At 62.0% G+C, this 13,995-nt stretch carries 10 protein-coding genes; 9 read left to right on the top strand and 1 reads right to left on the bottom strand.

Annotated elements, in window-relative coordinates:
• Positions 1 to 203 precede the first annotated feature (203 nt).
• From WJU23_RS15370 to WJU23_RS15385, 4 genes are read left to right on the top strand one after another with little or no spacing between them, the layout of a single operon-like run.
• Positions 204 to 2,741: a circularly permuted type 2 ATP-grasp protein gene (locus tag WJU23_RS15370; protein ID WP_346333486.1), complete on the top strand. Its 2,538-nt coding sequence runs from the start codon at positions 204 to 206 to the stop codon at positions 2,739 to 2,741.
• A gap of 44 nt (positions 2,742 to 2,785) precedes the next feature.
• Positions 2,786 to 3,667, top strand: a complete 882-nt coding sequence (locus WJU23_RS15375; RefSeq protein WP_346333487.1) for a transglutaminase family protein — start codon at positions 2,786 to 2,788, stop codon at positions 3,665 to 3,667.
• Positions 3,668 to 3,687: 20 nt separating this feature from the next.
• Positions 3,688 to 3,999, top strand: coding sequence for a hypothetical protein (locus WJU23_RS15380; protein WP_346333488.1), 312 nt, complete (start codon positions 3,688 to 3,690; stop codon positions 3,997 to 3,999).
• A gap of 56 nt (positions 4,000 to 4,055) precedes the next feature.
• On the top strand, positions 4,056 to 5,102 hold the full coding sequence (locus tag WJU23_RS15385) for a 6-bladed beta-propeller (RefSeq protein ID WP_346333489.1): 1,047 nt from the start codon (positions 4,056 to 4,058) through the stop codon (positions 5,100 to 5,102).
• Positions 5,103 to 5,107: 5 nt separating this feature from the next.
• Here WJU23_RS15385 and WJU23_RS15390 read toward each other — a convergent pair whose 3' ends face one another.
• Entirely contained in the window at positions 5,108 to 6,295 is a 1,188-nt protein-coding gene (locus WJU23_RS15390) for a hypothetical protein (protein WP_346333490.1), read from the bottom strand.
• 115 nt (positions 6,296 to 6,410) lie between these two features.
• Between WJU23_RS15390 and WJU23_RS15395 the strand changes: the two genes are divergently transcribed.
• The 5 genes from WJU23_RS15395 (at position 6,411) to hrpB (ending at position 13,883) form a co-directional block, all read left to right on the top strand.
• Positions 6,411 to 9,017: an alkaline phosphatase D family protein gene (locus WJU23_RS15395; RefSeq protein WP_346333491.1), complete on the top strand. Its 2,607-nt coding sequence runs from the start codon at positions 6,411 to 6,413 to the stop codon at positions 9,015 to 9,017.
• Between the two features lie 53 nt (positions 9,018 to 9,070).
• Positions 9,071 to 9,274: a hypothetical protein gene (locus WJU23_RS15400; RefSeq protein ID WP_346333492.1), complete on the top strand. Its 204-nt coding sequence runs from the start codon at positions 9,071 to 9,073 to the stop codon at positions 9,272 to 9,274.
• 325 nt (positions 9,275 to 9,599) lie between these two features.
• Positions 9,600 to 10,439: an NAD(P)-dependent oxidoreductase gene (locus WJU23_RS15405; RefSeq protein ID WP_346333493.1), complete on the top strand. Its 840-nt coding sequence runs from the start codon at positions 9,600 to 9,602 to the stop codon at positions 10,437 to 10,439.
• Between the two features lie 2 nt (positions 10,440 to 10,441).
• Positions 10,442 to 11,293, top strand: a complete 852-nt coding sequence (locus tag WJU23_RS15410) for a hypothetical protein (RefSeq protein ID WP_346333494.1) — start codon at positions 10,442 to 10,444, stop codon at positions 11,291 to 11,293.
• Between the two features lie 40 nt (positions 11,294 to 11,333).
• Positions 11,334 to 13,883 carry an ATP-dependent helicase HrpB gene (gene hrpB, locus WJU23_RS15415; protein WP_346333495.1) on the top strand — a complete coding sequence of 850 codons (2,550 nt, stop codon included), beginning with the start codon at positions 11,334 to 11,336 and terminating at the stop codon, positions 13,881 to 13,883.
• Positions 13,884 to 13,995: the final 112 nt, after the last annotated feature.

The raw sequence follows: 13,995 nt of genomic DNA on the forward strand, positions 1-13,995 counted from the left end.
AAACCGCCCCAGCAGTTCAAGCCAGCAATTTAGATCCCAAATCCTATCACATTTTTAATCTTTTCGCCAGTGTGCCCCCATTCCCCCTCCCCCGCCCCAAATCATCAGTCATCAATCATAAATCATAAATCCCACCCCTTTGGCACTGAATCTGTTTCCTTGCTTGATCCCGCCAGCGTGGCGATGAAGGAATAACCCGCCTAATGCCCCACCCATCGTCCGTCCCCAGTGAGCCCCTTCCGTCCCCATCGTCGGCGGGGCCGGCCCCTGCCCTGGAGGCCTGCCTGCTGAACTACCGGCCGGTGCCGGGTGTGTTTGATGAAATGGTCCTGCCCAACGGCGGGCTGCGGGCGCATTGGAAGACCTTTGGCAGTTTTCTGGCCCAGTGCTCCGAGGCCGACTTCAAACAACGCGCCGAGACCATCCAGCGCCTGCTGGTGGATCATGGAGCTACTTATAACATTTATGACGATGCCCAGGGGGCCAGCCGCCCCTGGATGCTGGACCTGCTGCCCTTCATCGTGGCGGAGCAGGACTGGCGGCAGGTGCAGGAGGGACTGGACCAGCGAGGCCGCCTCCTCAATGCCATCCTGATGGACCTTTATGGCCCGCAGCACCTCGTCCGCGACGGCCTTCTGCCGCCGGGCATCGTCCATGCCAATCCCGGTTTTTTGCGGCCCGTCATGGGCGTGAATCCTCCGGGGGGGAAATTCATCTTTTCGCTCGGTTGTGACCTGGTGCGGGATGCGGGCGGCTTTTGGCGGGTGCTGGCGGACCGCGCCCAGGCGCCCAGCGGCCAGGGTTACACGCTGGAAAACCGCATCGTCATGTCCAATGTATATGCGGAGGAGTTCAATGCCTCCCGCGTCCGCCGCCTGGCCAACTACTTCGAGATGAAGCGGGAGATGCTGCGCTCCCTGGCCCCCAAGCACCGCCATGGCGATGCCGGCATCCTGATGCTGACACCCGGCCCGTACAATGAGACCTACTTTGAGCATGCCTTCCAGGCCCGTTACCTCGGCTTTCCCCTGGTGGAAGGCGCGGACCTGACCGTGCGCGACCGCCATGCCCAGCTCAAAACGTTGGAAGGCCTGCGCCGCCTGGAAGTGATGGTGCGGCATGTGGATGATGTTTTCTGCGATCCGCTGGAGCTGAACTCCGGCTCGCTGCTCGGCACCCCGGGTCTCATGGAGGCCTGGCGCAGCGGCAACCTCGCCCTGGCCAATGGCCTGGGCACCGGACTCATTGAAACGCCTGCGCTGCATCCCTTCATGCCCGGCCTGTGCCGCCATCTCCTGGGGGAAGAATTAAAGCTCCCCTGCGTGCCCACCTGGTGGTGCGGTCAGAAGCGGGAGCTGGGCATGGTGCTGGCGGATCCTGACCGCTGGGTCATCAAGCCCGCCTTTGTGAGAGGTGCGCGAGATCCCGTCTTCATCCGGGACCTGGACAAGGAGGCCAAGGCCCGCCTGCTGGACAACATCCGCGCCACGCCGCATGCCTTCGTCGCGCAGGAGGTGCTGAGCCTTTCCACCACCCCCACCTGGACGGGCACCCGCATGGAGCCGCGCTCCCTCGTCTGGCGCGCCTTCGCCATCGCCCAGGGAGACCATTTTGCCACCATGCCCGGCGGCCTGTCCCGCGTCAGCCCGGAGGCACAGCGCTGGCTGGTCACCATGCGCAGCGGCGGCATCAGCAAGGACACGTGGGTGCTGGGAGACGGCACGGAGGACACCCGCTACGGCCACATGAACCAGCAGCCTCTGGTCATCCGCCCCGCCCGCCCGCCCAGCGGCGTGCCCAGCCGTGCGGCTGATCATCTCTTTTGGTTAGGCCGTTATGCCGAGCGGCTGGAGCTCACCGTGCGCACCACCCGTGTGCTCATGCAGCGGCTCACCAGCGAGCGCGGCCAGGTGGAAAGCCACGAGGCTCAGAGCTGCCTGTCCCTGATGGTGGACATTGGTCTGGTACCCAAAGAGGCCACCAGCCTGCGCGAGCATCTGCAGGCCATCATGCAGGACCCCAAGCGCGAAGGCAGCGTGCCCGGCCTGCTCAGCCGTCTGCGATTCAATGCCTCCGCAGCCCGCGACCGTCTCTCGGATGACATGTGGCGTCTGTTTAATCGCATTGACCGGGATGCCCGCGCCCCGGCCGGCCCCTTCAGTTTTTCCGCCGCTCAAAGCTGCCTGGACACCCTGGTGCTGGACCTGGCCGCGATCAGCGGCATGCAGCATGAAAACATGACCCGCGGCCACGGCTGGCGCTTCCTGGAGATCGGCCGCCGGCTGGAGCGTGCAACCATCATCCTGACACTGCTGAAAGGCACCCTGGCCCAGACAGAGCACGATGACAGCATCCTCACTCCGTTGCTGGAAATCTGCGACAGCGCCATGACCTACCGGCGGCTCCACTTCGCCCGCCCCGTCCTGGCCCCGGTGCTGGACCTGCTGCTGCTCAATGACAGCAACCCGCGCTCCGTGGCCCACCAGCTCATGGTTCTGGGCCGTCAGGCCACCCAGCTCCCCATTGACCGCAGCCCCGATGGCGGCATGCGGGAAAAGCAGCAGACGGATGTGCTCCTTTCCACCCTCGGCTCGCTGAACCTCGTCTCACTCGCCCGCAGCAGCACCCAGCTTCCCGCCACCGTCACCACCCTTTGCGACACCCTCACGGACGGTCTTGAAAGGCTGTCCGACCTGATCACCGAGCACTACTTCAGCCACGCCATCCGCCGTACTGAATAGCCCAGGCTGGCGCAACCCACTGCCGACAACCGCCCCTTTTTCCTGTGCGTTACAACATCATCCATCGCACCACGTACAAATACGAGAGCCCGGTCACGGTGGGCCACTACATGGCCCGGCTGGAGCCTCGCACCCTGCCCTTTCAGGAGTGTCCGTGGCATGAGCTGACCATCTTTCCATCGCCCATAGAACGCGCCGAAAGGTCAGATTACTTTGGCAACACCAACGTCTATTTCGAGATCGAAGGCTCCCATCAAAAGCTGGAAGTCATCGCCCGCAGCCTCGTGGAAGTCATCCGTGCGCAGCCCTTTGACCCCGCCTCCACTCCGCCTTGGGAAACCATCCGCGACTCCTGCCGCAGCGATGTTTATAATCCCGCCACGCCTGCCGGTGAGCTGACGTTTGCCTCCACACTGATTCCGGTCGGCGTACCCTATGCGGACTATGCCCGCCCGTCCTTTCTCCCCGGCCGCCCCATCCTCCAAGGCGTCTGCGACCTGAACCGCCGCATCCACCGGGATTTCGTTTTCGACCCCAAGGCCACTGATGCCGCCACTCCGGTGGAAAAGGTGCTCAAGCAGCGCCGGGGCGTCTGCCAGGACTTCGCCCAGGTCATGATCGCCTGCCTGCGCTCCCTGGGCCTGCCCGCCCGTTACGTCAGCGGTTATCTGGAGACCGTGCCTCCCCCCGGTGTGGTAAAACTGGTCGGGGCGGATGCCTCCCACGCCTGGGTTTCCGTCTATTGCGGTGAGGTCTGCGGCTGGATGGATGCCGATCCCACCAACGATGTGCTGCCCTCCGAGCGGCACATCACCGTCGCCTGGGGGCGCGACTTCGCTGATGTCAGCCCCCTGCGCGGCGTCACCACCGGGGCCGGTGAGCAGCGGTTGAAAGTGGCCGTGGATGTGCTGCCGGACAAAGACTGACCCGCTTCATTGGACGAGCCATGCAGCTTCATCGCCATCCCTGCGGCTTCTACTATTCCCAAAGCTTTGCCGACTTCCTTCAGTCCAGGCAGGAGGAGGAAGGACCGGCGCATCCAGGGGAGCTGCTGGCTCTGGACTACCTCCGCTGCCGGGAGGGCAGCCAGGCGGGCAGCGCTTGGTGGCAGCTGGACTGGATCTCCCTGCATACCGTGCCCGCCCACACACGCCACACCATCGGCAGCATTGAGCTGGCGCTTTCCAAGCAGACACTGCGCGGACTCTCCGGTCATTTGCTGCACTATGAAAACGGCCAGGTCATCGTGAGGAAGTGATTACCGCAGCTTTGCCGATAGTTCCTCACCGCCCGCACAGTTTTACCTGACCGACCATGAACCGCCGAACCCTCCTGGCTGCAGCCGCCACCACTTTTACCGCACCTTTTGTTAGGTCACAGAGCAAGACCTCCCTCCAAGGCAGCATCATCGGCCATGGCACCCACCGTTATCAGGTGGACCTGGAATGGTGCAAGGCCAGGCGGGAGACCCACCCGGTGAAGGACTGCCATGAGATGGCAATGGACTCCCAGCAGCGCCTCATCATGATCACCAATGAGGCCCGCAACAACATCCTCATCTTCAGCAAAGACGGCCAGGTGCTGGATGCCTGGACCCTCAAGATGAAAGCCGGTCACGGGCTGACCCTGGACGCACGCGACGGCAAGGAATCCCTTTGGTTATGCGACTCCGGCGGTGCCCGTGTGGTGAAGACCACCCTGCAAGGCGAAGTGCTGCTGACCCTGCCCCATGCCCGCGACTGCGGGGCCTATGATGAAGCCATGAAGTATGCCCCCACCGAGGCCGCCGCCGGTCCGAATGGCGATGTCTTTGTGGCGGACGGCTACGGCTCCCAGTTCATCCTCCAGTTCGATGCGCAGGGGAAGTTCATCCGCAAGTTTGGCGGTGTCAGCACCCAGGCCATGAACCCCGGCAAGTTCATGCAGGCCCATGGCGTCACCATTGACCACCGTGGCCCGGAGCCGCTGGTGCTCTGCACGGAGCGCGTGCGCAATGAGTTCCACTGGTTCACCCTCCAGGGAGAATACGTACGCTCCGTTTATCTTCCCGGCGCTTTCATGAGCCGGCCCGTCATCGCGGGTGATCTGCTCCTCTCCGGCGTCTGCTTTGGCATGAAACCGGGCGACTACCGCATGTGGCGTGACCGGGGGTTCATCATCATCCTGGACAAGGACAACCGCGTCATCTCCGCCCCTGGTGGCCATGCGCCCGAATACGAGGGCGACCAGGTGAAGCTGCTCCTTCAGGACCAGCCTGTCTTCCGCAATGTACACGACGTCTGCGTGGATGACGTCGGCGACCTCTACGGCTGCCAATGGAATGCTGACAAAGCCTACCCGTACAAGCTGCGCCGGGTGTAGCCAGGCTACCGCCTCAGCTTCTCCAGCCCCGCAGCATCCGCTCCGGGCAGGGGCGAATCCACATCACAAATCACACTTTCCGTTAGGCCAAGCCTGCCCGTTCCCAGCACCTGCGTCTGCAGGCCGATGAAGGTGCATTGCTGCACATCCAGCTGGCTGTTGGCATTCACCTTCAGCGCCCCCGGCAGGCCTGGCGCGCGGCGGCAGAGCACGTTTTTAAAGGTCACCACACAGGGGGCCAGCTCCGGCCTGAGGGTCCCCTGGCCGATGGTGACAGCGGAGGCCGCGCTGCTTTCCACAAGTACATTCTCCATGCTGTGCGCCGTATCCCCGATGAAGAAGATGTCATGCCCATGGCAGCCGCTGATGAAGACATTCTTGTAATGGGTCACGCTGGAGCCGATGTCACAAAGCCCAGTGGAATTGCCCATGCTGGTGAAGCCGTCTATGCGGCATTCCCCCGTCTCATGGGCGCTGAAGCCATCGTCGCCACAATCAATGGCGGCGATGTTTTCAAACACCGTATCCACCTGGTCGCCATGGACGTTGAAGCCGTCATTATACACATGCGTGCACGTCAGGTTGCGAATGACCAGATGCGCCCCCGTGCGGCTCAGGCTCACACCATTGGCGCGAATGGGACAGCGGATGCTAGCCTCATCAAGCTTCTGGCCCTCGGGCAGCTTCAGGTAAAAAGCATCCTCCGCCTCCACATAGGTCCATTCATCCGCCAGCAGTTCATCCACCTTTTTGAACGTGGCGCTGGGGCCTTTGGAGGTGCGGCCCATGCGGTTCATGCGGCCGTTCCACAGGAAGTACCAGCGGCCCAGGTAGCTACGGTTGGTGCCCGGCATCACTCCTGTTTTGCGGAACAGGCCGCCGCCCAGAGCTTCCCATTCGGCCGCAATGATCGGGTCGCTGCCATCAATGACGGCCCCATGCCCATCCACCGTGATGGGCTGGCCGGGCAGGCCGTGTTTGCTGCCCAGGTTCACCGATTCATAATACGTGGCCGGGGCCAGGTCCACCGTATCCCCAGGCTGCGCCAGACTGACCGCGCGGGCGATGGTCTTCACCGCCGCAGCCACGCCATCCTGGGTGTCATCCCCCGTCACAGGATCCACCTTTAAAGAGCGGGCGGATGCAGAAGAAAAAGTGAGGGCGAGGAGGAGGCACAGGGGAAGCAACTTCATGAATCGAATAAGGCAAAAAGGACAAACGCAGTATACCCGACAGCTCTTCCGTTGAGTTGCCTGGAGGTGGTTTTGAAAGTGAAAGAGCAGCCCTTCAGCCACGTTTTCAAGCGCCATGCCCTCCACGACCCTGACCCGCAGAAAACTGCTCGCCGATTCCGCCACACTCACCGCCGGGGCCTTGATCGCACCTCACCTGAAAGGCCAGCAAGCCTCACCCGCGCCTGCACCGGAGTTCGCCAGCCGCTGGGAGAATGATCTGGACCGTGTGTGGCTGGGCGCGGACTATTGGGCCAATCCCATGCAGGACTGGCAGGTGAAGGATGGCCGCGCCGAATGCATCGAGGCCAAGGCCAACCGCAATGTTCATGTGCTGACCCGCCAGCTTGGCGACCACAGCGGTGATCTGCACATGAAGGTCCGCATCGGCCGCGTGGGCGGTGGGTCACTGGCTGGTGATGGCAAGGGCAGCGCGGGTTTTAAAATCGGCATCCTTGGCACTTTGCGGGACCACCCGGAGCTGCGCGATTACCGCAACAACCTCGCCTTCAGCAGCGGCTGGGACGTCGGCTTCACCGCCGCAGGCGGCCTGTTCTTTGGCGACTCCCGCCAGGCTGAAAAAGAGGCCGTGGCTTTGGGTGAAGCCGAGGCCGTGGAGCTGGAGCTGCAAGTGCAGCCTGCGGGGGCAAACTACGCCCTCACCCTCACCGTGCGCGATGCCGCAGGAGGCAAGATGCTGGGCGAACTGAAGCGCAACGACGTCCGCCCGCTCCAGCTCATTGGCAACCTGGCCATCGGCTGCAACTTCGGCCCGGAGACCGGGCCGCGTGCTGCTGCGAAGAAAAAGGGCGGTGGCCCAGGACCGGGCCTCGGCCAGTTTTGGTTCAGCCACTGGACGGTGAAGGGCAGCAAGGTCGTCGCGAATGAAGACCACCGTTTTGGCCCCATCCTCTTCAATCATTACACGCTCAGCCATCGGGTGATGAAAATGAGCGCGCAGATGCCGCCGCTGGGCGCTGATGATGTGCAGGAGGTGGTGATTGAGACCAAGGCTTCCGGTGCAGACTGGAAAGCGGTGGCCACTGCCCCCATCCATCCCCAGGCCCGCACGGCCACCTTTGAAATTCCCGGCTGGCAGGATGACCAGGACGTCCCTTACCGCCTGGCTTATACCTTGAAGTCCAAAAGCGGCCAGACCGTGCATCATTACCCAGGCACCATCCGCGCCAATCCTGTTTCGCAGGAGGTCTTCAGCATCGCCGACATCTCCTGCAACATCCACACGGCTTTCCCGAATGCGCCGTATGTGGACAGCGTGGCGAAGCTAAACCCGGACTTCATGGCCTTTGTCGGCGACCAGTTTTATGAAAGCACCGCCGGTTACGGCGTGCAGCGTGAGCCCCTGCAACCCGCCATTCTGGACTACCTGCGCAAGTGGTACTTCCATGGCTGGACCTGGCGCGATCTGACCCGCGACCGCCCCAGCGTCTCCCTGCCGGATGACCATGATGTGTATCAGGGAAATCTGTGGGGAAGAAATGGTGCCCCCCAGACCCAGAGCCAGGAGGCCGGCGGCTACCAGATGAATCCGGAATGGGTCAATGTCGTCCACCGCACCCAGACCGCGCACCATCCTGCCGCCTATGACCCGGATCCCAGCCAGCAGGGTATAACCAACTATTACGGAGCCATGACTTATGGCGGCATCAGCTTTGCCATCCTGGCCGACCGCCAGTTCAAATCCGCACCGGAGGGCAATGTGCCTCCCACCGACAGCCGCGCCGACCACGTCATCAATCCGGCGTTCGATCCCAAATCCGCCGACCTCCCCGGCCTGGAGCTGCTCGGGGCCAGACAGCTCCAGTTTCTGGAAGAGTGGGCACACGACTGGAAGGACGCGGAAATGAAGGCCGTGCTTTCCCAGACCATCTTCACCGGCATGGCCACCACCCACGGCGGCGAGCGCGAAGTGCTGCGCATTGACTATGACCAGAACGGCTGGCCGCAGACCGCCCGCAATGCCGCCCTGAAGGCCATCCGCAAATCCTTCGCCTACCACATCGCCGGGGACCAGCATCTGCCCGGCTTGGTTCATTACGGCATTGATGAGCACCGCGATGCCGGGGTCGGCTTTGCCGGGCCTGCCGTCAATGTGGGCTACCAGCGCTGGTGGGAGCCCAATGAACAGGTGCATGCCAGCAAGCCCGGACAGGGCCTCACCGGAGACTTCACCGACCACTTCGGCCATCCCATGACCGTGCTCGCTGTGAAAAACGGCGTACTGGAGCCGCGCAAGGATGCCATGGGCAACTGCACAGACAAGGCCTCCGGCTTTGGCATGGTTCGGTTTAACAAAAAGGATCGCACCATCCTCTGCGAGTGCTGGCCCTTTGGCATCGACTTCGGCCAGCCCGGTGCCGCCCAGTTTGACACCTGGCCCGTCCTCAGCCGCCAGCTTGAGCAGTACGGCCGCAAGCCCGCCGCCCACCTGCCCAAGCTCACCATCACCGGGGCTGAAAAACCCCTGGTCGAAGTTTTGGATGCCGAGGGCAGCCTCGTCTATGCCTTGCGCCTCGCCACCTCCGAGTTCCAGCCGCATGTCTTCAGCGAGGGGAAATACAGCGTCCGCATCAGCCATCCGGAAACCGGTGCCCACAAGATTCTGGAAGCGCTGCCCGCCAAACCCGGCAACAGCGAGACACTGGCTGTGGCGCTGGGGTGAGCAGGTTTTTGGAGACTTGCCAGCACTCCAAATTGGGCTAACTTGCATGCATCATGAGCCTCACCACCTTGATGCATGAAGCCGCCCAACTGGATACCGAAAGCCAGCGCAAGCTGATCGGATACCTGGTGAGTCTTCGTGATGAGCAGATGCCCGGACACCGCCAGGAAATGGCCCGGAGGATTGATGACCAGACGCCCGAAAAATGGCTGACGCTTGACCAGCTTGATGCAAAACTTGCGATGCTGGATTCATGAACGAATACTGTCTTCTCATCGCTTACGAGGTGTTAATATTTCTCGAGAGACTGCCCTCCAAAGATCGAAAAAAGTTGAGAGACAGTTTTGTGCAAATCAATTCCTGGCCCTCTCAGTATTCTGATTTCAAAGAACCCGATGGTACGGGCCGGGCACTTGATGTCCACATCTGTGGCCGCTATGCAATCCGTTATTGGGAGGACTTCGCTGACCGCCACGTAAAGATACTGGACGTTTCAATGGCTGACCGTTAAGCCAGGCGAGAGTGATTCAGTCACTCCTACTTGCAGTCCGCCGAATCCGGGCGCAGCATCGGGGTCACATTATGAGCCAACCTACTTCCATCGGCATTCTCGGACTGGGCATCATCGGCAGCCGCGTGGCTGAAAACCTGCGCCAGGCAGGGCACGACGTGCATGTCTGGAGCCACACGGCCCGCGAGGTGGCTGGGGCGCAGCCCAGCCCGCAGGCCGTGGCTAGCGTGGCGAAGGTGATCCAGATCTTTGTGCGTGATGGGGAAGCGCTGATTCAGGCGGTGCGCGACATGCAGCCAGCACTGACTGCGGAGCATGTGGTCATCAACCACGCGACCGTGAGCAAGGAGGCGACGCTGGAGGCGGCCGCCCTCTGCCAGCAGAGCGGAGCCGCCTTTCTGGATGCGCCTTTTACCGGCAGCAAGATGGCGGCGCAGAATGCGAAGCTGGTGTATTACGTTGGCGGCTCTGCGGAGGTGCTGGAGCGGGTGCGCCCCATCCTGGAAGTCTCCTCCACCAAGATCCTGCCGCTGGGTGAGGTGGGCGATGCGATGGTGCTGAAGATCGTCACCAACCTGGTCACGGCTGTCACGGTGAAGGCGGTGGCGGAAGCGGCGGCCATCACCCACAGCCAGGGCATTCCCCTGCCCCATCTGCTGACGGCGCTGGAAAACAATGCGAACTATTCCCCCCTCATCGGCATGAAGCTGCCGACCATCATCAAGGAGGATTTTGAGGCGCATTTTTCCCTGCGCAACATGCTGAAGGATGCGGACTTCGCGCGGGATCTGGCGGCCCAGGCCAGCCTGCCTACACCCGCGCTGGACTGCACGACGGAGGCGATGCGCAGCGGTGTGGAAGCTGGGCAAGGCGACCAGGATTTCTCCATCATCGGCAAAATTTCTGCCTAACCATGATTGCTAATCTTTACAATACTGTGACCACCATCGGGGCCTGCGTGAACCTTTCCAGCCGGGCCAAATGGCGGCTGTCCGGTGGTGACCGCATCCGCTACCTGAACGGCCAGGTGACCAATGATGTACGCATGGCCAAAGACAATGCGGCGCTGTATGCCTGTGTGACCAATTTGAAGGGCAAGATTGAAGCGGACATTTTTATTCATGCCGCGCCGGATGGGGAAAGCCTGCTGCTGGATGCCGATGCCAGCCTGCGCGAAAGCCTGGGCCTGAGGCTGGAGAAGTACATCATCGCGGATGATGCAGTGCTGGAGGATGTGACGGATGACTGGCAGCTCTGGCACCTGCTGGGCAGCCAGCAGCCGCCGGAGGGCGGACATGCGCTGGCGAATGACCTGCGCTTTGGTCTGCCGGGCACGGATGTGTGGCTGCCAGCGGGCACGGATGTTTCCTCGCTGAGCACTCTTTCCGCTGAAGAGGCAGAGACACTGCGCATCCTGCAAAAGGTGCCTGCCTTTCCCCATGAGCTGAATGCGGACACCTTCCCCCAGGAGGCCGGTTTGGAAGACACGGCGATGAGCTATACCAAGGGTTGCTACATCGGCCAGGAGATCCTTTCACGCATCAAAACCACGGGCAAGATGCCGCGCCAGCTCATCGCCTGGAGCAGTGAAACTAGCCTGGCTGTGGGTGAGGTCATCGTGAATGAAGAAGGCAAGGAAGTGGGTCGCATCACCAGTGCCGCCTGGCATCCCGTCAAAGAGGTTTTTGTGGGGCTGGCGTATGTAAAGCAGTCCTCGGCTGAGGGTGTTTTAAAGACGGCGGCGGCAGACCTGCAGATCGTTTAATGTCTTCTCATCGCTTTTTGTTTCGCTCCGTACGTGCCCCATGTCCGCCCCTGCCCTGCCTATTTTTGAAATCCGTGATGCCGTCGTTTCGTGCCTGCATGACCCGAAGGTTCCGAACCTGCTGATCAAGGCCCCGACGGGTTCAGGCAAGTCCACGCAGGTGCCGCAGTTTGTCCTGGATGCGGGCATTCTCAAGGAAGGCCAGCGCTGCATCGTGCTCCAGCCGCGCCGCATCGCCGCGCGCATGCTGGCACAGCGGGTGGCGCGGGAGCGCAATGCCCGGCTGGGCGGCGAGGTGGGCTATCAGGTGCGGTTTGATAATGTGACCTCCCGTGACACGCGGCTCATCTATGTGACCGAAGGCGTGATGCTGCGGCTGCTGATGGAGGACCCGGAACTGTCCAAGGTGGGCTGCATCGTCATTGATGAATTTCACGAACGGCATCTGGATGGTGATCTGGTGCTGGCTTGGGCCATCGCCCTGCAACGGGCGCGCCGGCCGGACCTGAAGATCATTGTCATGTCCGCCACACTGACCCCGGGGCCGCTGACGGAATTCATGCAGCCGGTGGAGCTGCTGGAATCCAAAGGCCGCACCTTCCCGGTGACGGTGCGTTATCAGTCACCTAACAAAAACGTACGGACGAATGAGCTGGAGCCCGTTTGGGAGCAGGCCGCACGCGCCTGCGAAGCTCTCGCTGCCGAGCTGGGAAGCAGCGGCGACATCCTGGTTTTCATGCCCGGTGCGTTTGAGATCCGCAAGACGATGATGACGATGCAGGGTCGCAGTTTTGCCAAAGGCCGCCGCATTGTGGCGCTCCATGGTGAACTTTCCCCGCAGGACCAGGATGCGGCGGTAACGCCCGGGGAGCAGCCGAAGATCATCGTCAGCACCAACGTGGCGGAAACCTCCCTCACCATCGAAGGCGTGCGCGCCGTGGTGGATGCAGGGCTGGCACGCATCGCCAGTTATGATCCGCGCCGTGGCATCAATACGCTGACCATTCAGAAGATCAGCCGCGCGAGTGCCGAGCAGCGGGCGGGGCGTGCAGGTCGTCTGGGCCCTGGCATCGCGCTGCGGCTATGGCCTGAGCGGGAGCACATTCATCGCGCGGAAAGCGAAGCCCCGGAAATTCAACGCTTGGAGTTAGGCGAGGCGCTCCTGGCCCTGCATGTGGCCTCGGCCAAGGCCAGGCTGGAGATTGAATGGTTTGAGAAACCGGCGGAGGCAGCCCTGGCACGGGCGGAGGGTCTGCTGCATGACCTGGGAGCCATTTCGCAGGGGCGGCTGACCCCCACAGGACTGAAAATGTCCGCCTTTCCCACACACCCGCGTTTTTCACGCATGTTGTTAGCCGCCTCTGAAAACGGCTGTGTAAGGGAGGCTGCCCTCTGCGCGGCCATCGCCCAGGGGCGGGACATCCTGATGGTGGGCAAGAACAATGCCTCGCATAAAAACGAGGACTTTTGGGAGCCGGGCGACCTGACGGAGTTTCAGGCGCTGCTGCGTGCCTTCATCCGCGCGGAGGCCATGAACTTCGATCCGCAGGCCTGCATTCCCCTGAATGTCCACGCGATGGCCTCGCGCGAGGCCGCACGCAGCTATGACCAGTTTTTACGCCTGGCCCAGCGGGCCGGCCTGGTCATCAATGACGAGGTGGCCGAGGCAGAATCTTTGGCGAAAACTTTGTTAGCCGCCTTCAGCGACCACCTGGGTGTGGAGACCAGCGGCGGCAGCCGCATCTACCGCGTAGCCGGTGGCTACAGTGGAAACCTGGCCAAGGATGCCCACATCAAACCGCCGCGCCTGCTTGTGGCGGCGGAGATCACGGAGGTGCAGGGAAAGGCGCTGACGGTGCAGCTCAACCTCGTGACCAAAGTGGAGGAGGACTGGCTGCGTGAGATGTTCCCGGATGACTTCACCGTGGGCAAGCGGGCGCAGTATGATGCGGTGAACCGCCGGGTGATGAACCTGGAGGAGGTGCGCTTTCGCAGCCTGGTGCTGAGCAGTCGTGAAAAGGGCGAGCCGGATCACAATACCGCCGCCACTCTGCTGGCAGATGAGGTCATCGCCGGACGGCTGACGCTGACGCTGTGGAACGAGCGTGTGGAGCAGTGGATCACCCGGGTGAACTGCCTGGCCAAATGGATGCCTGACCTCGAGATCCCGCCCATCACAGAGGAGGACCGCCGCATCATCATCGAGCAGGTGTGCCACGGCGCCACCGCCTACCGCCAGCTCAAGGACAAGGATGTCTTCCCGGCCCTGCACCAGTGGCTGAGTCATGCGCAGCGGGATCTGCTGGACCGCTATGCCCCTGAGCGGCTGAACCTGAAAAACGGCAAGACCGCCCGCATCGTCTATGATGAAAAGCAGCCGCCCAGCGTCAGCGTGGTGCTGCAGCAGATGTATGATGTGAACGAGAATCCGAAGGTGGCCGGCGGCCGCGTGACGGTGACTGTTCACCTCCTCTCCCCCGCCCAGCGCCCCATCCAGACCACCGGTGACATTGGCCGCTTTTGGAAGGAAGGTTACCCAGCCGTGCGCACGCAGCTAAGAGGACGCTATCCGAGGCATGAGTGGCGGTGATGGCCGGAGACCCAGGACTGTTCGTGTTTATTGCCGGGTATTGGTGTTAATTGGAAAGATCTTTTTAAAACCATTAATGCTCACTAAGACACTAATGTTAAAAACTAAAAAT

The organism is Prosthecobacter sp. SYSU 5D2, from assembly GCF_039655865.1.
In the GTDB taxonomy this organism is placed as follows: Bacteria; Verrucomicrobiota; Verrucomicrobiia; order Verrucomicrobiales; family Verrucomicrobiaceae; genus Prosthecobacter.

Excerpts from the sequence above, each read along its gene's own strand:
- WJU23_RS15380 (WP_346333488.1), top strand. The coding sequence starts at position 3,688 with ATGCAGCTTCATCGCCATCCCTGCGGCTTCTACTATTCCCAAAGCTTT.
- WJU23_RS15395 (WP_346333491.1), top strand. The coding sequence starts at position 6,411 with ATGCCCTCCACGACCCTGACCCGCAGAAAACTGCTCGCCGATTCCGCC.
- WJU23_RS15385 (WP_346333489.1), top strand. The coding sequence starts at position 4,056 with ATGAACCGCCGAACCCTCCTGGCTGCAGCCGCCACCACTTTTACCGCA.
- WJU23_RS15370 (WP_346333486.1), top strand. The coding sequence starts at position 204 with ATGCCCCACCCATCGTCCGTCCCCAGTGAGCCCCTTCCGTCCCCATCG.
- hrpB (WP_346333495.1), top strand. The coding sequence starts at position 11,334 with ATGTCCGCCCCTGCCCTGCCTATTTTTGAAATCCGTGATGCCGTCGTT.
- WJU23_RS15410 (WP_346333494.1), top strand. The coding sequence starts at position 10,442 with ATGATTGCTAATCTTTACAATACTGTGACCACCATCGGGGCCTGCGTG.
- WJU23_RS15400 (WP_346333492.1), top strand. The coding sequence starts at position 9,071 with ATGAGCCTCACCACCTTGATGCATGAAGCCGCCCAACTGGATACCGAA.
- WJU23_RS15390 (WP_346333490.1), bottom strand. The coding sequence starts at position 6,295 with ATGAAGTTGCTTCCCCTGTGCCTCCTCCTCGCCCTCACTTTTTCTTCT.
- WJU23_RS15405 (WP_346333493.1), top strand. The coding sequence starts at position 9,600 with ATGAGCCAACCTACTTCCATCGGCATTCTCGGACTGGGCATCATCGGC.